At 74.2% G+C, this 21,832-nt stretch carries 18 protein-coding genes; 8 read left to right on the forward strand and 10 right to left on the reverse strand.

The features are described from left to right. Nucleotides 1-29: 29 nt before the first annotated feature. The 4 genes from ACFC0B_RS03355 to ACFC0B_RS03370 all read right to left on the reverse strand — a co-directional run bounded on the left by ACFC0B_RS03355 (nt 30) and on the right by ACFC0B_RS03370 (nt 4,680). The gene (locus ACFC0B_RS03355; RefSeq protein ID WP_376081442.1) at nt 30-926 is read right to left on the reverse strand and encodes a hypothetical protein; all 897 of its coding nucleotides are present in this window, start codon (nt 924-926) and stop codon (nt 30-32) included. Nucleotides 927-1,280: 354 nt separating this feature from the next. After that, on the reverse strand, nt 1,281-2,012 hold the full coding sequence (locus ACFC0B_RS03360; RefSeq protein ID WP_376081445.1) for a pyridoxamine 5'-phosphate oxidase family protein: 732 nt from the start codon (nt 2,010-2,012) through the stop codon (nt 1,281-1,283). Beyond that, nucleotides 2,009-3,442: a hypothetical protein gene (locus tag ACFC0B_RS03365; RefSeq protein WP_376081448.1), complete on the reverse strand. Its 1,434-nt coding sequence runs from the start codon at nt 3,440-3,442 to the stop codon at nt 2,009-2,011. Before ACFC0B_RS03365 ends, ACFC0B_RS03360 begins: the two co-directional genes overlap by 4 nt. 32 nt (nt 3,443-3,474) lie before the next feature. Beyond that, entirely contained in the window at nt 3,475-4,680 is a 1,206-nt protein-coding gene (locus ACFC0B_RS03370) for a phosphatidylserine decarboxylase (protein ID WP_376081451.1), read from the reverse strand. 298 nt (nt 4,681-4,978) lie between these two features. On the opposite strand from ACFC0B_RS03370, the gene ACFC0B_RS03375 reads away from it, so the two are divergent. Continuing rightward, nucleotides 4,979-6,544 (forward strand): alpha/beta hydrolase, encoded by a 1,566-nt coding sequence (locus ACFC0B_RS03375; protein WP_376081454.1) that lies wholly within the window; start codon nt 4,979-4,981, stop codon nt 6,542-6,544. Between the two features lie 99 nt (nt 6,545-6,643). Here ACFC0B_RS03375 and ACFC0B_RS03380 read toward each other — a convergent pair whose 3' ends face one another. Continuing rightward, on the reverse strand, nt 6,644-7,447 hold the full coding sequence (locus ACFC0B_RS03380; protein ID WP_376081457.1) for an MHYT domain-containing protein: 804 nt from the start codon (nt 7,445-7,447) through the stop codon (nt 6,644-6,646). A gap of 725 nt (nt 7,448-8,172) precedes the next feature. Between ACFC0B_RS03380 and ACFC0B_RS03385 the strand changes: the two genes are divergently transcribed. Then, on the forward strand, nt 8,173-9,846 hold the full coding sequence (locus ACFC0B_RS03385) for an FAD-binding dehydrogenase (RefSeq protein ID WP_376081460.1): 1,674 nt from the start codon (nt 8,173-8,175) through the stop codon (nt 9,844-9,846). A 13-nt stretch (nt 9,847-9,859) separates the two neighbouring features. Here ACFC0B_RS03385 and ACFC0B_RS03390 read toward each other — a convergent pair whose 3' ends face one another. After that, a complete protein-coding gene (locus tag ACFC0B_RS03390) occupies nt 9,860-10,321 on the reverse strand; it encodes a hypothetical protein (RefSeq protein ID WP_376081463.1) in 462 nt (153 codons plus the stop codon). A gap of 234 nt (nt 10,322-10,555) precedes the next feature. Between ACFC0B_RS03390 and ACFC0B_RS03395 the strand changes: the two genes are divergently transcribed. The 6 genes from ACFC0B_RS03395 to ACFC0B_RS03420 all read left to right on the forward strand — a co-directional run bounded on the left by ACFC0B_RS03395 (nt 10,556) and on the right by ACFC0B_RS03420 (nt 18,317). Beyond that, the gene (locus ACFC0B_RS03395) at nt 10,556-11,743 is read left to right on the forward strand and encodes a 4-hydroxybenzoate 3-monooxygenase (RefSeq protein ID WP_376081466.1); all 1,188 of its coding nucleotides are present in this window, start codon (nt 10,556-10,558) and stop codon (nt 11,741-11,743) included. Between the two features lie 92 nt (nt 11,744-11,835). Further along, nucleotides 11,836-13,581 (forward strand): methyltransferase, encoded by a 1,746-nt coding sequence (locus ACFC0B_RS03400; protein ID WP_376081469.1) that lies wholly within the window; start codon nt 11,836-11,838, stop codon nt 13,579-13,581. A 160-nt stretch (nt 13,582-13,741) separates the two neighbouring features. Continuing rightward, nucleotides 13,742-15,145 carry a uracil-xanthine permease family protein gene (locus ACFC0B_RS03405; protein ID WP_376081471.1) on the forward strand — a complete coding sequence of 468 codons (1,404 nt, stop codon included), beginning with the start codon at nt 13,742-13,744 and terminating at the stop codon, nt 15,143-15,145. Nucleotides 15,146-15,317: 172 nt separating this feature from the next. Next, nucleotides 15,318-16,064: a heparin lyase I family protein gene (locus ACFC0B_RS03410; RefSeq protein WP_376081474.1), complete on the forward strand. Its 747-nt coding sequence runs from the start codon at nt 15,318-15,320 to the stop codon at nt 16,062-16,064. A 28-nt stretch (nt 16,065-16,092) separates the two neighbouring features. Then, a complete protein-coding gene (locus tag ACFC0B_RS03415; protein WP_376081477.1) occupies nt 16,093-16,656 on the forward strand; it encodes an OsmC family protein in 564 nt (187 codons plus the stop codon). Between the two features lie 89 nt (nt 16,657-16,745). Then, the gene (locus ACFC0B_RS03420) at nt 16,746-18,317 is read left to right on the forward strand and encodes a phytoene desaturase family protein (RefSeq protein ID WP_376081479.1); all 1,572 of its coding nucleotides are present in this window, start codon (nt 16,746-16,748) and stop codon (nt 18,315-18,317) included. A 76-nt stretch (nt 18,318-18,393) separates the two neighbouring features. Here the strand turns inward: ACFC0B_RS03420 and ACFC0B_RS03425 are convergent, their stop codons facing one another. The 4 genes from ACFC0B_RS03425 to ACFC0B_RS03440 all read right to left on the reverse strand — a co-directional run bounded on the left by ACFC0B_RS03425 (nt 18,394) and on the right by ACFC0B_RS03440 (nt 21,540). After that, nucleotides 18,394-19,101 (reverse strand): hypothetical protein, encoded by a 708-nt coding sequence (locus tag ACFC0B_RS03425; protein ID WP_376081482.1) that lies wholly within the window; start codon nt 19,099-19,101, stop codon nt 18,394-18,396. A gap of 9 nt (nt 19,102-19,110) precedes the next feature. After that, the gene (locus tag ACFC0B_RS03430) at nt 19,111-19,452 is read right to left on the reverse strand and encodes a hypothetical protein (protein WP_376081485.1); all 342 of its coding nucleotides are present in this window, start codon (nt 19,450-19,452) and stop codon (nt 19,111-19,113) included. Nucleotides 19,453-19,595: 143 nt separating this feature from the next. After that, on the reverse strand, nt 19,596-20,228 hold the full coding sequence (locus ACFC0B_RS03435) for a hypothetical protein (RefSeq protein ID WP_376081488.1): 633 nt from the start codon (nt 20,226-20,228) through the stop codon (nt 19,596-19,598). Between the two features lie 172 nt (nt 20,229-20,400). Beyond that, nucleotides 20,401-21,540, reverse strand: coding sequence for a hypothetical protein (locus tag ACFC0B_RS03440; RefSeq protein ID WP_376081491.1), 1,140 nt, complete (start codon nt 21,538-21,540; stop codon nt 20,401-20,403). Nucleotides 21,541-21,832: the final 292 nt, after the last annotated feature.

The raw sequence follows: 21,832 nt of genomic DNA on the forward strand, positions 1-21,832 counted from the left end.
CGGAAGAGGGGGCCCGCAGGGTCAGCGGCTCACTGGTGACGCCCCGAGGCGGAGGAGGCGCGGCGGCGGGCGGTGACGACGGCCGCGGCGCCGGTCGCGGTCAGGAGGGCGGCACCGGCGGTCAGCGCGATGGTCTGGGTACCGGTGTCGGCGAGGCTTCCGCTGCCGGTCCGGGCGACGGGGGCGACGGTGGGGGAGCTTCCGGTGCCGGCCGGGGCAGCGGTAGTGGCGGAGGTGCCATGGGCCGTAGCGGTCGGGCGGGCGGTCGGGCTGCCACTGGGACTGGTGGAGGCCGTGGCCGTGGCGGATCCGGTGGCCGTCGCCGTGGCGGTCGGGGTGCGGGTGGCGGTCGGAGTCGGCGTGGTGGTGGGGGTCGCCGTGGCAGTCGGCGTCGTCGTCGGCGTGTCCGTGGCGGTGGGCGTGGGCGTGGCGGTCGGGGTCGGCGCACTGACCTGTGTGCTGGCGGTGTCGGTGCCGATCGACTGTTCGAGGATGTTGATGGCCTCGGCCCGGGCGGTGACGGTCCCGCCCGCGGTGGGGACGACGGTGAGGGTGATCGACACCGGAGTGCTGGCCGTCGCCAGGTGCCAGCAGCTACCGGACGAACCGGCGGCGAAGTCGCACCACCAGTTTTCGTCCGAGGTCGGTGCGGAGGTCACGGTGGCCGCGGCGCCGGACAGGGCGATGTTGACCCGGGGGGTCCTGGACCTGGGGTCGGGATTGGTGTTGGGGAGGTCGACGGTGACGGTGTAGGGCGTGTTCACCGGGACCGGGCCGGCCGGGCCGGCGATGCGGACGGCGGCGTCGGCGTGGGCGGTGCCCGCGAAGGCCAGCAAGCCGAACGCGGTGGCCGCCCCGGTGAGCAGGACCGGCAGGCCGCGCCTGCCGCGGCGGGACGGTATCGCGATGACGGTGGAGCGGGGCATGGGTGAGGTTTGTCCTTCGTACAGGGGCGCCGGGGCGCGGCGCGGCAGGGAAGGGTGCTCGTGCTGAACGTTGGTCAGTGACGGAAACGTGTGGCGCGCGGGCCCTCACCCAGGTGGCATGCGGGCGACCTCGGGACCGAGCCGCACACGCCGATGTGGTCATCGCACCAGGGAATCGCCCGCGCAACGTGTGTTTCCGGCTTCCGATCCTGTCACAACATCCACAAGCGGACTCCCGCTTTCTCAAATCCAGTGAGCCGGACATGACCTGACGATCGTACGAACCCGACCGCTCCAGGGTTCATGTGGCTGGAGTCCCTGACTCCAGCCACATGAACCGAACCTGAACAGCTCCTAGGTGGGTCTGCCGATGAGCCGCTGGACGGAGTCGGGCGGGTCGGCCCCCTTGTCCTTGACGTGCGAGTCGGGGACGGCGGGGCCGTAGACCAGGCGCATCGGGAGCAGGCCGCCCCAGGCGTTGCCGTGGTCCCAGTCCCAGTCCTGCTGGCTCTCGTGCTCCGGCTCGGCGGCGTGGTGCCGCTTGAGACGCACCGTCGCGTTCTCGGTGAGGCTGACGGAGAGGACGCCGACGGTCGGGGTGTGCTCGCCGTCGGTGTCCAGTTCGCCGCCCTTGCCGTCCTTGATCGGGCGGAGTTCGGGCCACCGGCCCGGGATGACCTGGTTGCTGAGCGCCTCGAACGCCTTCGCGCGGTCCGCCGGGTCGACCTTCCGCGCGACGCCGTCCACCACCACGGAGCGGTAGTTGAGGGAGGTACTGATCGCCGCCCGGCCGACGAGGAGGCTGTCGAGGAGGGTGACGGCCAGACAGACGGTGACCCCGTCGTCGTTCCACAGCTGCCGCAGCGAGGGGTTCAGCTTCGTCTGCGGCGGCCAGTAGATCGAGCCGTGCAGGTAGAGGAGCTTCTCGTCCCCCTCCTCGTGGTACGCGTAGACCATGGGCACGCACCTCGGCCTGCCCGTCACGGGGTCGACGTGGGCGAGGCTGCAGACGTAGCCCTCCCTGAGGACCGCCGCGGCCGCCGCCAGGTCGTCGGTCTCCTTCGTCCTCTTGAAGTGCCCGCTCACGCCGTCTCCTTGTCGGCGTCCTCCTGGGCCTTGGCCAGGATGGCCCGGGCAACGCTCTCGGGGTCCTGGCCGTGGAACGGGCGGTCGAAGAGCCAGTTGTAGAGCATCTCCCGGGAGATCTGCGGCTGGTAGGCCGGCACTTCGTGCCCGGAGTCGGGAACGGCGACCTGGGTGACGTTCCTCAGAGTGCGGACGAAGCCCTTCGGGTTCCCCTGCGCCTGCTTCCAGATCAGCCGCTCGGCGCTGCGCCAGCCGTCCTTCATGATCCCGTCGAGGATCTCCTCGGTGCTCCGGTAGCCGCAGGCGGTGTCGAAGTCCCCGGTGTAGAGCAGGACCTTGTAGTTCTCCTTCGCCTGGATGAGTTCGGCGTACCACGGGGAGGCGTCGGCCATGTTGTCGGCCTTCAGCGCGTCGGCCACCGGGCCGGAGTTGTCGGCCGACTGCCACGCGTGGTCGACGTGCAGGGCCTTCTTGACGTCGGCCCTCTGCAGGTAGACGGGCAGCGCCCCCGCGGACAGGTCGTCCCAGCGCCGCACGTCGTAGAGGTCGAAGTCGCCGCCGTAGGCCAGGATGGCGTTGACCAGGCCGTTGCCGAGGTCGGTGGCCTGCTTGAGCTTCTTGGGGTCCTTCGTCTTCTCCCCGTCCTCCAGGACGCTCGTGAACGTCGTGTAGGCGTCGTCCAGGACGGCTCGCTGGCCCAGTCCGAGGAGCCCGGACGCGTAGGCGTAGTCGATCATGACGCGGATCGACAGTTCCGGCCTGATCCAGCCGTTGCCGACGGAGATCCCCTTGAGGTTGAGGTGTGTCCTGGGCTTCTTGCGGTTCTTCTCCCCGATCTTCAGGGCGATGGCCGGCACGTACTTGCCCGCGTAGCTCTCGCCGCAGATGTAGAGGGGGCACTGCTGGTACTCCGGGTACGTTTCGACGAACTGCAGCAGCGCCCGGTAGAACATCTCGCTGAGTTCGTCCTCGTCCTGGACGTACGTGTCCGACTGCTCGCAGTAGCTGTATCCCGTGCCGACGGGCTGGTCCCAGTAGAGGACATGGGCCTCCTGGTTCCAGGTGTCGGGGCTGACCGAGACGGTCCCGGCGGCGTCGTCGCCGACGCGCAGCGGTCCGTTCTCCAGGAACAGCCCCAGGAGCGACGAGGCGCCGGGGCCGCCGTTGAGCCAGACCAGCAGGGGCGTCTGCTCGATCAGCTCCTTCTGCTTGTCGGCGTCGACGTGGGGATCGCAGGTCTGGCTCTCGAAGAACCAGTAGAACAGATGGCTCTTCGCCGTTTTCGGACCGTCGACGTCCGCGTATCCGGCGTAGGATCGGACGGTCTTCGGGACCCCCTCATCCTCCGGCTTGTCGGGGTCGGGGTAGAAGTGGATCGTCTGCGTGCCGGCGGCGTTGGCCGGGATCGAGTAAACGGGTTGACGGGGCATGGTGCACCTTCCGTTCGGGATCGGGATCGGGATCAGGACGCCGGCGGGAAAGGCCCGGGCTGCGGCCGGCGGTAGCGCTCCATGTGGCGCTGGGTGTGCGCGACCTCTTGGAGAACCCCGATGCGCTGGCCCATGAGCAGCTGGAGCGCGGGGAACCGGTTCGCCTCGAACAGCAGGATGTTCAGCGAACCGCCGTACTGGAAGTAGCCGATCTCGTCGCCCTTCCTCACCTCGACCGGCGCCGACTTCTCCGTGATGTTCCGGAACTTCTCGAGGAACCGCACGGAGCCGATCGAGTTGAGGCCGACGGGCACCAGGGCGACATGGCCCTCGCCGTCCGGATCCCCCTTGTGGTCCAGGTACGGCGTCTTGATGATGACGTAGCCGCGGCGGAAGTCCTCGAACAGGCTGTAGTCGTACCCGTAGCCGACGTTCCCCTTGTTGAGCAGGTCGGGGAAGTCCCGGATCCCGTAGTAGACGCCGCCGATGTCGTCGCGGGCCTCGACCACCTCGCCGCCGACCGGGGCGTGGTAGCGGTGGTAGGTGTCGGGCATGAGGATGCACGACACGGCCGTGCCGCCGGTGAACTTCTCGGCGTACTCGGAGCCGGCGAGCAGCCGGCCGACGTTCATGGTGACGCCCCCCTTGATCGGGAGCGGTGTCTCGTCCGTCAGGTCGTCGACGATCATGTTGATGACGCAGTCGGTCGGGGCGACCACGACACTCGGGTCGAGGCTGTCGTCGATCCACCGGGAACCGGGCTTCAGCTCCCTGATGAAGAACTTGTTGAGGGTCGACCAGTCCCCGTCCTTGAAGTCGGCCATCCGCTTCGGACCGAGTTCGTCGATCCACTTCCGGACGAGGTTCTCGGAGTCCGGGTCGTCCATCTGGAGGCCCTGAAGGTTCGTGAAGTCGGCCAGCACGTCGCGCCCGGAATCGCTGTGCACGAACGCGAGCCCCGCGTCGTTCTTGTAACTGATCCAGCTGAACTTCCGGATGTACAGCAGCCCGTCGGCGATGGGCTGGCCCCACGCCCAGCGGTACCACTCGCCGAAGAACTCCGCCAGCGTTTCGCCGGTCGCTCCTCGCCAGTCCTTGTAGATGTCGGACTTCGGGTCCACCGGGGGCGGCTGAAGGCCCTCGATCGCCGCGTCGAACTTGACCCTGAATTCGCCGGTCTTGTCGTCGTAAAGCTCCTTGATCTTGCCCTTGAGTTCGTCGATGGTCTTCGAGGTCATGCTCTGCTGCCTTCCGAGAAGTGGGCCGTCCTGGGCTGCTGCGCCCTCATCAGTACGTCCCGGTCAACGAAGGACCGCGCCCGCGGATACGCCCTTCGTCCAGAAACCATCTCCACCCGGTGGTGTGCCGCGTGTCGCGCCGGCCCGCCCGGCCGCCGGTGACGCGTGGTCCTGAAGTAGCAGAGGGGGAGGGGTACTTCGGCGGGGGAGGGCCGGTACCGGTGGTGGACGCGCCCGCCGGGCGGCCACGCCTACCGTCGCCCCGACGGCTCGCCGAACCACCCGAGGGGAAAGACCCGTGATCCGCGCCGCAAGGCCGGCCGCCGCCCTGGCGGCGCTGGCCCTGACCATCCTCGCCGCGTCCGCCGTACCGGCGGCCGGTGTCACCGCGCCGCCGCCTACCGCGGCGGCCACCGCCGACCCGCTCGCCGCGCTGCGCGGACAGCAGCCGTCCTGGCACGCCTGCGCCACCGGCCCGGACGACACCGCCGGCGCCGAGCTCGACGCCGCCGGCGCCCGCTGCACCGAGGTCGTCGTCCCCCTCGACTACCGCCGCCCGGGCGGGCGGACCACCGGCGTCGCCCTCGCCCGGCTGCCCGCCGCCGACCCGGCCCGCCGCCTGGGCACCCTGTTCTACAACCCCGGCGGCCCCGGCGTCCCCGCCCGCGACCTCGCCCTCGCCCTGCGCCGGGCCGCGCCGGACCTGGCCGCCCGCTACGACATCGTCGGCATGGACCCGCGCTTCGTCGGCGCCAGCACCCCCCTGGACTGCGGCTGGCCCACGGCCGGCCCTGGCTCGGCGGGCCCCGACCGGCTGACCTTCGACCGGTCGGCCGAGGTCGCCAAGGACCTCGCGGCCCGCTGCGCGCCGTACCGCGAGCTGCTGCCGCACATCTCCACCCGCAACACCGCCCGGGACATGGACCTGGTGCGCGCCGTCCTCGGCGAGGAGACGATCGCCTACCTCGGCTCCTCCTACGGCAGTTACCTCGGCGAGGTCTACCTCCAGCTGTTCCCCGGGCGCGTGGGGCGGGCGGTGTTCGACGCCGCCATGGACCCGGACCGCTTCGGCCCCGACCTGACCGCCACCCAGGGCCCCGCGATGGCGGCCGCGCTCACCGCGTGGGCCGCCTGGGCGGCCCGCCACGACGACCGCCACCACCTGGGCGCGACCACCGCCGAGGTGCTGGCCGCGGTCGAGCGGGTGCGCCTGGCCGCCGGGCGCGCGCCGCTGGCGGTCGGCACCCACCGGGTCGACGCCCGGGCCCTGCCGCAGGTGCTGTGGACGGTGGCGGCCGGGGACGACGCCGCCGCCTACGAGGAGTTCTCCGCGCTGGTCCGCGTCCTGGCCGACGCGGCCGAGGGGCGTCCGGCGGAGCCGACCGCGCTGCTGGAAGCGGTGCTGGGCGGCCTGACGGCCCCCGACACGGGCGGCTACGCCGCCGTGCAGACCGCGATCATGTGCGCGGACCGCGCCGCCTCGCGCGATCCGCTCGGCTACTACCGCGACATCCAGGCCCACCGCGCCGACGAGCCGCTGTTCGGCCCGCTCACCCGCAACCTCACGCCGTGCACCTTCTGGCCCGCGGAGCCCGCCGAACCGCCCACCCGGGTGCGCAACGCCGTGCCGGTCCTGCTGGTCGGCGCCGACGGCGACCCGGCCGCCACCTACCCCGGCCAGCTCTCCGCCCACCGCGCGCTGACCGGCTCCCGCCTGGTGACCCTGCGCGGCGCCTTCCGGCACACCGTCTACGCGGGCCTGTTCGCGCCGCGCGACACCTGCGTGGACACCGCCGTCGACCGCTACCTCCTGGACGGCGTCCTCCCCGCCCAGGACACCGACTGCCCCGCCACCCGGCCGTAGGTCCCGCGGCGAGTACGGGCGACGGCCCGGCGCGGGAGCCTCCCGCGCCGGGCCGTCCGGGTGGTCCGGGGTCGGATCACCCCTGCCGGTCGAGCCGGATCACCCCTGGCGGCGGTCGAACAGCGGCACCCGCACCGGCTCCGGCCGTGCGGCATCCACCCGGCCCGAGAGCGAGGAGTCCTGCGGCGACAGCATCAGCGCGATTCCGCCGAGCGCGAGCAGGACGAGGATCGCCACCGCGAGCGGGGTGATGAACTGCGAGGCCGGCAGCCCGCCGGCCGGGGTGCGGCCGTCCAGGGTGACCGAGACCGAGGCCATGCCGGTGTAGTGCATGGCGACCACGGCGACCCCGGCGATCAGCGCCGAGGCCAGCGAGGCCAGCAGGCCGGTGATGTTCAGCGTCATCCACAGCGCTGCGGTGGACGCGGCCACGGCGATCGCGATCGAGGCCGCCACGATGAGCGTGTCGTACGACACCCGGCCCTCGACGTGCATCGCCGCCATGCCGAGGTAGTGCATCGCCGCGACGCCCAGGCCCATGACGGTGCCGCCGATCAGCAGCGTGGCCAGGCCGCGCGGCCGGTAGCCGACGTAGAGGATGCCGAGGCCGCAGACCACGATCGCGAGCAGCAGGCTGCACAGCGTCAGCGGCACGTTGTAGAGGATGGTCGAGCCGGTGACGGTGAAGCCGAGCATCGCGAGGAAGTGCATCGTCCAGATGCCGCAGCCGATCTCGGCGGCGCCGAGCAGCAGCCAGCCGAGCCGCCGGCGGGGCGGCAGGTCCAGGGCGCGGACGGTGCAGCGGAGGCCGAGCGCGGCTCCGATGCAGGCGACCACGTAGGAGAGGACCGGGTTGATCCAGCCGTAATGGAAGCCGTCGATGGGGGCGGTATGGGGGTGCATGGAGGTACCTGAGCAGACGTGTCGTTGGTGGATGCGGACGGGAACGGCCCGCGCCGGGAAAGGGGCGGCGCGGTTCTCCCGGGTCCAGGGGTACGCGAACGATCGGAACCCCGGGGGAATACGGGCTGACGGGGAGTGGTCCACCGGTCGGCGGGGCCCAGGTACCGGGCCGCGGCCGCACCCGCCCCGGTCGGTGTACCGTCACATCGCTCCTCGTCGGCCCTGGTTCGGCGACCCGCGCGGCCCGCCCGGCGTCGAGGGTCGCGGGCGGCGTCGCGGGGTGTCGGCAGACGGACGGGGCACGCGGCAGGGGGCGTCGTCGGCCCGGTGCGTGCGACGGGAAGCCGTCTGCCGGGCCTCACGTGCGGGTACATACTAACGACCCCCTCGGTCAAGGGCCGAACGGGGGGGTTCTTCGGGGATATTTCGTGAAGGTGCGTACGGTCTGCCGTTCGTCCGGGGCTCGGGCGCGGCCCCCGGCCGGCCGGTCCCGCCGGTGCACCGGGCGGGCGGAGTCTTGTCGCCGAAAACCGGACACTGTACTGTTTCCGTCACTTCCCGCCCTGACGTGCAGCCGGGGCGGCGAGGCGCGCGCCGGTCGGCCGCCAACTCCCCGGCGGCGCGCCGCAGTCGGCGGCCCTCGGCGGCCCGGCCTCCCGCACCACTCCGCGGCCGCCGCTCCGCCCTCCGCGCGGTCCCGTGACGGCACTTCCCCGAGGACACCCATGGACACGGACGTCATCATCGTCGGAGCCGGCCTGGCCGGACTCACCGCCGCGCACGAACTGACCTCCCGGGGCCGCCGGGTGATCCTCGTCGACCAGGAGAACGCCGCCAACCTCGGCGGCCAGGCCTGGTGGTCCTTCGGGGGCCTGTTCCTGGTCGACTCGCCCGAACAGCGCCGGATGCGCGTCAAGGACTCCTTCGAGCTCGCCTGGAGCGACTGGCAGGGCAGCGCGCAGTTCGACCGCCAGGAGGACGAGGACCGCTGGGCGGTGCGCTGGGCCCGGGCGTACGTCGAGTTCGCCGCCGGGGAGAAGCGCTCCTGGCTGGCCGGGCACGGGCTGCGCTTCCTGCCCACGGTGGGCTGGGCCGAGCGCGGCGACCTGCGCGCCGACGGCCACGGCAACTCGGTGCCCCGCTTCCACGTCGCCTGGGGCACCGGGACCGGGGTGGTCGAGCCCTTCGTCCGCTCCGCCCGGCGGGCCGCCGCCGCCGGGCTGCTGACCTTCCGGCACCGCCACCGGGTGGACGCACTCGTGGTCACCGACGGCGCGGTCACCGGCGTGCGCGGCCGCCTCCTGGCCGCCGACGACGCGGCCCGCGGCGCGGCCTCCAGCCGCGAGGAGACCGGTGACTTCGAACTCTCCGCCCAGGCCGTCGTGGTGGCCGCCGGCGGCATCGGCGCCAACCACGACCTCGTCCGGCGCCACTGGCCCGCCCGGCTGGGCACCCCGCCCGCGCACCTGGTCACCGGCGTCCCCGCCTACGTCGACGGCCGGATGCTCGGCATCAGCGCCGGGGCCGGGGCACGGCTGGTCAACAGCGACCGGATGTGGCACTACACGGAGGGCCTGCACAACTGGGACCCGATCTGGCCCGGCCACGGGATCCGGATCCTGCCCGGCCCCTCCTCGATGTGGTTCGACGCCCTCGGCCGCCGCCTGCCCGCGCCCTGCCTGCCCGGCTACAACACCCTGGGCACCCTGCGCCACCTGCGCACCGCCCCCGGGCTGGCCGGTCACGACCACTCCTGGTTCGTGCTCACCCAGAGGATCATCGAGAAGGAGTTCGCCCTCTCCGGCTCCGAGCAGAACCCCGACATCACCGCCGGGGACCGCAAGGCCTTCGTGCGCGAACGCCTGCTCGGCAAGGGCGCGCCCGCCCCGGTCGAGGCGTTCAAGCGCCACGGCGAGGACTTCGTCACCGCCGCCACGCTGGAGGAACTGGTCGCCGGGATGAACGCGCTGACCGAGGCCCCGCTGCTGGACGCGGCGGCGATGCGCCGCCAGATCGAGGCCAGGGACCGGCAGCTGGCCAACCCCTTCGGCAAGGACGCCCAGGTGCAGGGCATCCACAACGCCCGCCGCTACCTGGGCGACCGGCTCGGCCGCACCGCCGCCCCGCACCGCCTGCTGGACCCGGCCGCCGGCCCGCTGATCGGCGTCAAGCTGCACGTGCTCACCCGCAAGACGCTCGGCGGCATCCAGACCGACCTCGACTCCTGCGCGCTCGGCGCCGACGGCACCCCGGTGCCCGGCCTCTACGCCGCCGGCGAGACCGCCGGATTCGGCGGCGGCGGGGTGCACGGTTACAACGCCCTGGAGGGCACCTTCCTCGGCGGCTGCCTGTTCTCCGGGCGCGCGGCCGGCCGCGCGGCGGCGGAGGCCACCGCCTGACCGGCCCGGACCCTCAGCCGGGGCGGTCGGGGCGGACCGCGGGCCCCCGGGCGGGAGCCTGCGGCTCCACCTCCAGCAGCAGGTCCGGATCCACGGTCAACACCGCGCGCCGCCCCCGGGCGAGCGCGTAGGGCGCGGCGTGCGCGAGGAAGGCCTCGACGGCCGGCCACAGCGCACGGAGCCACGGCCCGGGCGCCGCGGCCCCCGGCCGCTCCACCGCCCACCGCAGCGCGGCGAGGACGGCGTCCGGATCGGCGGCCGCGCCCTCCCCCTCGGCGAAGCACACGTCGTCGGCGAGGAACCGGAACGCGAACGCGACCGGTGGCGCGGGGGCCGGGTCCACCGGTGCGCGGTGGGCCTCGTCCGGGTGTGCGGCCTCGTACCGCTCCACCAGCGGGCCGGGGACGCGTCCCCGCGGGTTCACCTCGTACCCCTGCGCCCGCAGCCACTCCCGCACCGTGCCCTCGTCCGCCACCCCGCCCCCCTCGCCCGCTCCGCAGTCCGTCGACGGCCACCCTCTCACCCGGCACCGACAGCGCGCGCACCCAGGCCGGTCCGCCGCCGCCGGGGCCGCCCGGCCGCGCCCAGGAGCAGGCAGTTCATCGCACTGTTCACTCTCGGGGGTGACTTCGATCCGTGGCCGGATCCGGTGGTCGACTATCATCGGTTTGCTGTGACTAGTCGTCAGAACGCGGAAGCAGCAACCGACATGACCGACGGCTCGGCCGAGGTGGTGATCCTCGGCGCGGGCCCGGCCGGTCTCGTTCTCGGCAACCTCCTGCACCGGGCCGGCATCGACTGCGTCGTCCTGGAACGCGCCGACCGCGCCCGCCTCCACGCCCGCGCCCGGGCCGGCTTCCTCGCCCAGCACACCGTCCGCGTGCTGGACCGCCACGGCCTCGCCGGCGGCCTGCACCGCCGCGGCCGACCCCATGCCACCTGCGAGTTCCGCACCGGCGACGGCCGCTTCCGCCTCGACTACGGCGCCCTCGGCCGCGGCGAGCGGCACACCGTCTACCCGCAGCAGCACCTCGTCGCCGACCTGCTCGCCCGCTACCTGGAGGCCGGCGGCCGACTGCACTTCGCCACCGAGGCCCACCGGGTGACCGGCACCGACGGCGACCGCCCCGTCGTCGAGGCGAGCGGGCCGGACGGCCGCCCGGTCCGCTGGCGGGCCCGCTACGTCGCCGGCTGCGACGGCCGCCACGGCGCCGCCCGCCGCTCGCTGCCGCCCGGCGCCGTCGTCCACCACCACGACCACGGCCTGTCCTGGCTGGGCCTGCTCGCCGAGGCCCCGCCCAGCCTGGACGCCGTCGGCTACGCCGTGCACGAGCACGGCTTCGCCGGCCACATGGCCCGCACCCCGGAGATCACCCGGTACTACCTCCAGTGCGAACGCGGCACCCCGCCCGAAGCGTGGTCCGAGGAGCACATCTGGCGCGAACTCGACCTGCGGATGCGGGCGGCCGAGCACGGCCCGCTGCACCGGGGGAGCATCGTCCAGCGCACCGTCGTCGACCTGGAGTGCGACGTCGTCGAACCGCTGCGGCACGGCGCGCTGCTGCTCGCGGGCGACGCCGCGAGTCTCCTCACCCCGTCCGCCGCCAAGGGAGCCAACCTCGCCGTCCTGGAGGCGGAGCTGCTGGCCGCCGCCCTCGTCGACGACCTCGCGCACGGCGACGGCCGGGCCCTGGCCGACTACTCCGACCGCTGCCTGGAGTACATCTGGCGGGCCCAGGAGTTCTCGCACTGGATGGTCCGGCTGCTGCACGCCGCGCCCACCCCGCACGGCGGCCCGTCGTCCTTCGACGAGGGGCTGCGCCGCGCCCGCCTGGCGGCCCTGCGCACCTCGCGCGCCCAGCAGGACTGGTTCGCGGAGAACTACGTCGGCCTCTGACCGCCGCCGCGAGCGCCCCCGGCCGCTCTCCGCACACCCTCCCCGCACACCCTCCCCGCACCACCCCGATCCCGTACCGAGGACGCACCACGATGACCACCGAGGACGACACGTTCCGCCTCCGTGCGACGGCCGACTTCGTCCGCCGCCACGACACCGCCGCCCTGCTCCCGCTCCTCCTGCCCGACCTCGATGCCGCGCACCTGCGCACCCTCACCCGCCACCTGCGCTTCGTCCACGCCGCGCTGCTGGTCTTCCCGCCCACCGCGGACGCCCTGTGCGCCGACCTGGCCGCCTGCGGCCTGGCCGCCGACACCCCGCCGCTCCCCAGCACCGTCGTCCGCGACCGGCTGGCCGCCCGCCACCGCCGGGAGGCGGCCGCGCTCGACGTCACCATCCGGCGCCCCGCCGTCCCCGGCACCGGCCCGACGCCCCGCACCGTCGAGGTGTTCGCGCTGACGGTCCCGCCCGGCTCGGAGCTGCGCGCGCTCGCCGACCACGAACGGGCCCACCGGCACGAGGCCCACCTCGCCTTCGAGGTCCGCGACCCGGAGCCGCTGCTCCTGCGCGGCCTGTGCGGCCTGCTCGCCGAGTACGGCGCGACCCCCGACGGCGGCGGCCACAACCCCCACGAGGACGGCACGGTCCTCTACTTCACCGCCCCCGCCGCCTCCCGGGCGGGGTACCGACGCCTGGAGCTGTACGCGCCGGGCGACCACCGCGACACCCTCGCCGCCCACCTGGCCGCCCCCGGCGCCCGCCCGCCCGCCGAGACCCTGCTGCGGCTGCTGACCGGTGCGTGGACCACCCAGGCCCTCGCGGCCGCCGCCCGCCTGGGCCTGCCCGAGGCCCTCGACCCGGACGTCCCCGCAGGTCCCGTCGACCCCACCGACCCCACCGACCCCACCGATCCCGCCGACCTGGAGACGCTCGCCCGCCGCACCGGCACCGACCCCCGCGCCCTGGCCACCCTGCTGCGCTACCTCGCTATGCTCGGCGTGGTCGCGCCCGAGGGCGACGGCCACCGCCTCACCGCCGTCGGCACCCTGCTGCGCGAGGACGCCCCGGGCTCGATGCGCCCGCTGGCCCTGATGTACGGCGGCCCCTTCTACCGCTCCTTCGGCGCCCTCGACCACGCCGTGCGGACCGGCGAGCCCGCCTTCGACCACCTCTTCGGCGAGAACCACTTCGACCACTTCGCCCGCGACCCCGAACTCGCCGACCTCTTCGACCGCTCCATGGCGGCGAGCGCCCGGATGTTCGACCCCGTCCCCGCCCACCCGGTCCTCACCGCCGCGGCCCGGTCGCCCGCCGGCGCCACCGTCGTCGACGTCGCCGGCGGCAACGGCGAACTGCTCGCCCGCGTCCTCACCGCCCACCCCCGTCTGCGCGGCGTCCTCCTGGAGCGCCCGCACGCCGTCGAGGCCGCCCGCCGCACCATGGCGGCCGCGGGCTGCGCCGACCGCTGCGACTGCCGCTCCGGCGACTTCGCCGACGTCCCCGGGGGCGGCGACGTCTACCTCCTCTCCCGGGTGCTGCACGACTGGGACGACGACCGCTGCCGCGCCATCCTGCGGCACTGCGCGCGCGCCATGCCGGCCCATGCCGACCTGCTCGTCCTCGAACGCCTGCTGCCCGCCGACGGCTCGCCGTCCCTCGCCACCGCCTGGGACCTCCACATGCTCTGCAACGTCGGCGGCCGTGAACGCCGCGCCGACCACTACGCCGCCCTGCTCGCCGACGCCGGCCTCGCCCTCCTCGCCCACACCTCCCTCCCGCTCGGCGCCGCCCTGCTCCACGCCCGCAAGGACTCCGCCCCCTCCCCGCAGCGGAACTGATCCCGGGTCAGGACGTCCGGGGCCGTCCCGACCGCCGGGCGCGACCGCGGCGGCCGGGAACCGCGCAGGTCAGCAGGGGGGCGGTGGCACGCGAAAGGCCGGGTGACCAGGACAATGGTGCGGACAGTCCCCCGGAAGTACAGAGAAAGCGAACCCCCACATGGATCTCGGCGTGCGCTGGAAGCTGCACGGTGACGGGCGTACGCCCGCACCGGGAGCGGTCGTCCGCCCCGACGAACGGCTTTCCTGGCCCCGAACGGCAGGGCTCGGCGCCCAGCACGTGGTGGCCATGTTCGGCGCGAGCTTCGTGGCGCCGGTGCTGATGGGGCTCGACCCCAACCTGGCGATCATGATGTCCGGCGTCGCGACCGTCATCTTCCTGCTCGCGACCCGCGGCCGGGTGCCCAGCTACCTCGGCTGCTCGCTCTCCTTCGTCGGCGTGGCCGCGGTGATCCGGGCGCAGGGCGGCACCAGCGCGACGGTCACCGGCGCCGTCTTCGTGGTCGGCGTGGCGCTGTTCCTGGTGGGCGTGGCGGTCCAGCGGTTCGGGGCGCGGATCATCCATGCCGCGATGCCGCCGATCGTCACCGGTGCCGTCGTCATGCTGATCGGCTTCAACCTCGCGCCCGTCACCGCCTCGACCTACTGGCCGCAGGACCAGTGGACGGCGCTGCTGGTGATGCTGTTCACCGGCCTGGCCGTGGTCTGCCTGCGCGGCTTCTGGTCCCGGGTGGCGATCTTCCTCGGCCTGCTCTTCGGCTACGGGATCTCCTGGCTGTTCGACCGGGTCTTCGGCATGATCCACTCGGCGGACGGGAGCGGACAGCTCACCGACCACTGGCGCCTGGACCTGTCGGGCGTCGGCAAGGCGGACTGGATCGGCCTGCCCGCCTTCCACGGCCCCTCCTTCCAGTGGTCCGCGATCCTGGTCGCGCTGCCCGTGGTGATCGCGCTGGTCGCCGAGAACGCCGGGCACGTCAAGGCCGTGGGGGAGATGACCGGCGACAACCTGGACGACAAGCTCGGCACCGCGATCTCGGCGGACGGCGTCGGCTCCATGCTGTCCACCGCGCTCGGCGGCCCGCCGAACACCACCTACTCCGAGAACATCGGCGTCATGGCCGCCACCCGGGTGTACTCCACCGCCGCCTACTGGGCCGCGGCGGGCTTCGCGCTGCTGTTCGGCATCTGCCCGAAGTTCGGCGCGATCGTGGCCGCGGTCCCCGGCGGGGTGCTCGGCGGCATCACCGTCATCCTGTACGGCATGATCGGCCTGCTCGGCGCGCAGATCTGGACCAGGTCCGGGGTGGACCTGCGCAACCCGCTGAACCTGGTGCCGGCCGCCGCGGGCATCATCATCGGCATCGGCAACGTCACCCTGAAGTTCACCGACACCTTCAGCCTCAGCGGCATCGCGCTCGGCACCCTGGTGGTCATCACCGGCTACCACGTGCTGCGGGCACTGGCCCCCGCGCACCTCAAGACGCAGGAGCCGCTGCTGGACGAGGGCACCTCCTCCTACGACGCCGGCTCCGAGGACCCGGGGGAGCGGCACACTCCGTAGCGGCGCACCCCTTGGTGGCGCCCAGAGGCGCCCAGTGCCGCCGCCCGGTGGCCCGCCGGCCGGAGAGGTGCCCGAAAGGGCCTTCTCCGGCCGGACCGCTTGGTCCCGCCGCACACGGGGTGGTCGAATCTTCTCCTACGTCCGGAGCGGCCACCCATCCACCGGGAGAAGCATGTCCCTTCTGCCCCGCCACCGCAGGACCACCGTCGGCCTCGCCGCCGCCACCGCGCTCGCGCTCTCCTGCGGCTGGGCCACCACCGACAGCTCCGCCGCCGACGGTCCGGCCGCCGGAGCGGGCACCGTCCTGTGGACCCCGAGCACCGTCAAGGGGCCGTCCTCCTTCACCGGCGTCCAGTGCGCCGCGGGCGGCTTCGGCGTCGTCCAGGACCCCGCCAAGGGCAGCGTGTGGCGCGCCTTCCAGGCCGCCGGCGAGGAGCGCTGCGAGACGCTCGGGCCCGACCTCAAGGAGGGCGACACCTTCTACCTCGGCTGGTCCTCCAAGCTGGACATCAAGGACACCAACAGCCGCTACGTCTTCCAGCTCAAGTGCTCGCCCAGCACCGGCACGGCCAACCACCCGATCGAGATCGACGCGACGACCAAGCGCATCCGCCTCCAGGAGTGGGACACCGACCACGTCGCCCACACCCTCTGGACCGCGCCGACCGCCAACGGCCAGTGGCACTCCTACGCGTTGAAGATCCGCCTGGGCCGCACCGACGGCACCATCGACCTCTGGTTCGACGGCGTGAAGCAGACCTTCACCACGGGCTCGGGCACCTTCACGGGCACCACCTGGGACGGCGACCGCAACTACCTCAAGTGGGGCTCCTACCACCTCTCCACGGGCGACGCCACGAACACCTTCACCAGCCCGGTCATGGCGACCACGCTGGAAGCCGCCACCGCCGGATCATGACCGCGCCCCGGCCCGTACGCTACGGGCCATGACGTACACACCTGCGATACCCCGGCCCGGACTGGCCGAGCACCTGCGTGACAAGGGCGCGGCCATGCGCGACGCCGCCCGGCGGCGGCCGGAGAGCTCGGACTGGGAGGAGGAGGTCGGCGCGGTCTGCGTGGCCGACGACGCGACCGGGGTCCGCAAGGTCCGGGTGGGGGACTGGTCGTTCATCGGCGACGGCGGGCCCGACATCGGCGGGTTCGGCCTCGGCCCGTCCTCGCCGGAGCTGTTCTGCGCCGTGGTCAGCACCTGCCTGACCCACACGATCCTGTGCGTCGCGGCGCTGGCGGACGTCTCCCTGGACCGGGTCGAGGTCCGGGTGAACGCCCGCAACAACGACGCCCGGTTCTTCGGCGTGCCGACCGAGGCACCCGCCGTGCCCTACGACCTGACGGCGGAGGTCGAGCTGAGCGGCCCGGCCGCGCCGCAGGAGCTGGCGGACCTGCTGGCCACCGCGGACGCCCGCTGCCCCATGCTGCGCCTGGTCCGCTCCGAGCACAGCGTCACCGTGAAGCTCGCCGCCGAGGACCGACCCGCCGGGCCCTGACCGCCGGGGACCGGCCCGGCGGGACCGACCCGCCGGGCCGCCGCCCGCCGCTGTTCCCCGGACCGCCCGGGTGCCGTACCGTGCCGGACATGGCGAACTCGTCCTCCCGGCACGACGTCGTGATCGTCGGCGGCGGCCACAACGGCCTGGTGGCGGCGGCGTACCTGGCCCGCGCCCGCTACCGGGTGCTGCTGCTCGAACGGCTCCCGCGGCTCGGCGGCGCGGCGGTGTCGGCCCCGGCGTTCACCGGCGTGGACGCCCGGCTGTCGCGCTACTCCTACCTGGTGAGCCTGCTGCCCCGCACGGTGGTGCGCGAGCTCGGCCTGCGCCTGGAGCTGCGCCGGCGCCGGATCTCCTCGTACACCCCCGCCGTCCGGGACGGGAAGCCCACCGGACTGCTGGTGGACGCGGCCGACGCCGGCCGCACCCGGGAGTCGTTCCGGGCACTGACCGGCACCGACCGCGAGTGGGAGGCCTGGCGGCGCTTCTACGCGATGACCGGGGGCATCGCCGAGGCGGTCTTCCCGACCCTCACCGAACCCCTGCCCGGCCGGGCGGAACTGCGCCGCCGGGTCGGCGACGACGCGGCCTGGACGGCCCTGTTCGAACGGCCGCTGGGCGAGACCATCGAGGAGTCCTTCGCCGACGACCTGGTCCGCGGCGTGGTGCTGACCGACGCCCTGATCGGCACCTTCACCCGCGCCCACGACCCCTCGCTGCGCCAGAACCGCTGCTTCCTCTACCACGTGATCGGCAACGGGACCGGCGACTGGGACGTCCCGGTCGGCGGCATGGGCGCGGTGACCGGCGCCCTCGCGGAGGCGGCCCGGGCGGCCGGGGCCGAGCTGCGCACCGGCTGCGAGGTCACCGCCGTCGCCACCGGCGGTGCCGGAGAGACCGAGGTGACCTACCGCCACCGGGACGGCGAGGCGACGGCCGCGGCCCGCCGGGTCCTGGTCAACGCCGCCCCGGCGACCCTGGCCCGGCTGCTCGGCGAGGAGCCCGGGCCCGCGCCGGAGGGCGCGCAGCTCAAGGTCAACATGGTGCTGCGCCGGCTGCCGCGCCTGCGCGACCCCGCCGCCGACCCGCGCGAGGCCTTCGCCGGCACCTTCCACATCGCCGAGGGCTACCGGCAGTTGGAGACCGCCTACGCCGAGGCCGCGGCCGGCCGGATCCCCTCGGCGCCGCCGTCGGAGATCTACTGCCACTCCCTCACCGACCCGTCGATCCTGGGCCCGGACGCCGTCCGGCAGGGCCTGCAGACCCTCACCCTGTTCGGCCTGCACCTGCCCGCCCGGCTGTTCGCCGACCCGACCGCCAAGGAGCGCGCCCTCGCGGCGAGCCTGGCCCAGCTCGACGCGGTGCTGGCCGAGCCGATCGCCGGCTGCCTGGCCGAGGACGCCGACGGACGGCCCTGCGTGGAGGCGAAGACCCCGCTCGACCTGGAGCGGGAGATCGGCCTGCCGGGCGGTCACATCTTCCACCGCGACCTGGCGTTCCCGTTCGCGGCCGAGGAACCGCAGAGCGCCGCCGCCCGCTGGGGCGTGGCGACGGCGCACCCCGACATCCTGCTGTGCGGCGCGGGAGCGGTCCGCGGCGGCGGCGTCAGCGGGATCCCCGGCCACAACGCGGCCCGCGCCGTCCTGGAGGACCTCCGCTAGCGCGGCACCCGGATCGGCTGCGACCCGGTGGGCGCGGCCGATCCGGCGGAGGCGGGCGCGCCCACCCGGGGTCCGGTCACACGTGCAGCTGCGCGGCGAGCTTCTCGGCCAGCGCGCGCAGCGGCTCCCCGGTCAGGGCCGGGTCCGGGGCGGTCGTCCCGGTGCCCTGGCTGACCAGCAGGGCCAGGTCGCCCTTGCCGGCGACCGGCAGCCGGGCGATGCCGACGGACCCGCGGCCGGGGGTGGTCCGGGCCGTGCCGGGGGCGGGCTGGTCGGTGGAGGCCGCGACCACCTGGTCGGTCGTGAGGCCGCCCGCCCGCTGGATGTAGGGCAGGGCCAGGTTGACCGCGATCCGCTCGGCGGGGGCGGCGAGCACGCCGATCTCCACCGGTGTCGTCCCGGCGGTGTAGGAGCACCACACCTGGAGGGTCTCGGGCCGCGCGGGGATCGAGGCCGCCGCCGGGGTGGGCGTGACGCCGGACGGAAGCGGCCGGGCCTCCTCGGGCGGCACGACCTCGGCCCGCACCGGCCGGCCGCCCGTTCCGTCGGCCGGGGTGACACCGCGCTCGATCCCGACCGCTCTCAGTGCGCCGGCCAGGTCCAGGCCGAACGGGCACGACGCGTCCGGACCGAGGCCCTGCACCGTCGACTTCAGCTTGGCGAAGGTGGGCTTCCCACCGTCGAACGCGGCCTCGGCGCCGCCGGACGACGCGCAGGCCGCCGTCCCGAGCAGAAGTCCGGCCAGGACCACCGGAACGAGCACGGGCTTACGGTCAGTTGTCATCCGGTCAGCCTACGGCGCCGCCACCACCTGCCCGGGGGAGGGGCCGGTGGCGGCGGCACCGTCACCGGGCGTGCCGGGGACGGCGGCCTCCCCGGCGTAGCGGCACGCGCTGCAGGTGTGCCAGTGCAGCCGGGGCCGGGGCCGGTCGGGGTACTCGGCCCCGTGCGGCGCGAGGGTCATGTCGGAGGTGTCCAGGCCGCACAGGGTGCGGGGACCGCAGGCGCCGGAGGCCTCCGTCGGGGCGGTGTGCGCGCGGCGCACCGGGACCTCCGGCTGCGCGGGCGTGTGGTCGGGCCCGAGGAGCCGGATGTTGGTCGGTGTGTCGGGTTCCAGTACGACGACGATGTCCATCTCCTCAACGTGGCCGCAGGACCGGCCCGCCGCACCCGCACGAGGGCATCCGGACCAACCGGACCGCTCCCGCCCGTTCCTGCCCGCTCGCCGTCCGCTCGCCGTCCGCTCCTCGCCCGCCCGCCCGCCGTCCGGGCGCGGCGTCAGAGCCGGTGCTCGGGGCAGGGCGAGTACTCGAACGGCGTCTTGAACCCCTGGACCTGGCGGAGCTGCGCCGTCCAGCGGTGGCCGATGGTGGTGCGGCGCAGCACGAACAGCTGGTTGGCCCGCCGGCGCAGCAGCGCCCGGTACGCGGCCACGGTCTCGGCCCCGTTGTCGGCGAGTTCGCCGACGATGCCCTCCAGGTAGCAGGTGGCGCAGCCGGGACCGGGGCGGTGGCGGTGGCGCGGGATCCCGGCGGCCTCCAGGCCCCAGACGGTGATCGTCCCGTCCGGGCCGACCCCGGCGAGGAAGGCCTCCGGAGCGCTCGGCGCGGCGCAGGCCTCCAGCAGCCGCCGCCGGAACTCGGCCGGGTCGACGGTGACCAGCGGCTTGCGCAGCACGGCGGTGGCGACCACCAGCAGGTGGGCCGCCACGGTGGCCGCGGCGGTCGTGCAGCCGGCGGGCAGCAGCCAGCCGGGTCCGTCGGTCAGGCCGAGTCCGATCGCCACGCCGGACCAGAACACGGCGGCGGCGTAGTCGCGCACCCGGGAGCCGTCGCGCAGCCAGATCCGCAGCGCGGACCAGCCGGCCAGGACCGGGACGGTCACCAGTCCCGCGGTGCCCAGTACGTCCATCGGCCCCCGCCTCCGACTCTCCCCTGTCCGGGTTGTTCCACCCGGGCCCGCCCGCGAACCCGTCTCCCGCGAACTCGCCTACCGCGCAACCGCGTTCGTGGACCCGTTCCCGCGGACCGGGACGGTGCGGACCCGGGACGGCGCGGGCGCCGCCCCGGATCCGCGTGCGGGATCAGACCGCAGAGGTGTACGCGGTGAAGAAGCGGGACGGGACCGGCGAGCCGGAGGCGTTGAAGCAGATCGGGTAGAGGTTCACCGTGCCGGCGCTGCGGTTCCACGGGGTGGCCAGGGTGCAGTGGTCCGGGCCGGGGCCGAAGGCGGTGACCTGCGCGGTGTCCGAGGGCACGGCGATGTTCGGCAGGTTGACGGTGTAGGGGACGGAGCCGGCGAGCGTGTTGACCGCGCCGGAGGAGTTGAAGTTGGTCCCGCCCGGCACGCCGCCGTTGAACCAGAGGTAGCCGTAGGAGTTGGGCGGCAGGGCCGGCCCGTGCACGGCCCGCTTCTCCGAGTAGCTCAGCGTCCAGCGGGTGTTGTACAGGACGTTGCCCGCGTTGTAGCAGTTCACGATGACGGTCTGGCCGGTCGATGACGGCGACCAGTCGGCGACCTTGCAGCGCGCGCCGTTGGCCGCGTCAACGGCGGTGACCTCCAGGTTGCCGGCCGGGGTGGGCTGGCCCAGGCCGGGCAGCCAGACCTTCCAGACGCCGGTGCCGCCGGAGCCGACGGCGTTGGTTCCGCCGGTCGAGTTGTACTGGGTGACCACCGACCCGGTCGGGTTGGCGAAGACGTAGCCGTAGCCGCCGACGGCCGGGGACGGCGCGCCGCTGCTGGTGGTGTAGAGGACGGTGAAGCGGTTGTCCTCGGGCGCCCCGCCCGTGCGGTAGCAGCCGACGGCGACGTCCTGGCCGGTGCCGGCGGTGGCCCAGCCCCGGACCTGGCACCACGACCCGGTGCGGGCGACGGCGGTGACGTGCGCGATGCCGCCGGGGCCGGCGATCAGCGGGAAGTGCACGACGTAGGACCCGGTGCCGACCTTGTCGACCCTCACGGGGTTCGTGGCCGGCGACGGCCAACTGCCCCACTGGCGGCTGGTGTCGGGGACGTACCCCGGCGGCGGGGCCGGGTTGTCGAGGTAGGCGAAGCCCCAGCGGTCGGGCACGGCGGCGTGCGCCGGGCCGGCCGCGGGGAGGCCGACGCCCACCAGGGCGGCCAGCACGGCGAGGACGAACAGCAGGGCGCGGCCGGCGCGGAACGCGCGGTCGGCGGGGACGGGTCTGACCGGTGGTACGGCGGTGCCGGCGTGCATGGGCATACCCCTTGGATGGGAGGAGCGACGGGTGGCCTGCGCGGTGGTGCCCGCCCTGCCGTTCCGCTCGTGCCCGGGGTGAGCCGGCGCGCGGCGGCCGACGGGACGACCGGTCCATCAGGGGGGACCGGCGCTACCCGGTGTCGGCCGGCAGTGTCGGGGTCGGGGGTCAGGCCCGACGGCGCTCACATCGTAGGGGCGCACAGGGCGGCGGCACAGGCCTGCAGCAAGCGCGGCCCGGCCCTTCCCGGCGCACCCGGAGGCCGTCCCTCCGGACACCGGCCGCCCCGGCCGCCCC

Origin of the sequence: Kitasatospora sp. NPDC056184, assembly GCF_042268405.1 — a bacterium.
Lineage (GTDB): Bacteria > Actinomycetota > Actinomycetes > Streptomycetales > Streptomycetaceae > Kitasatospora.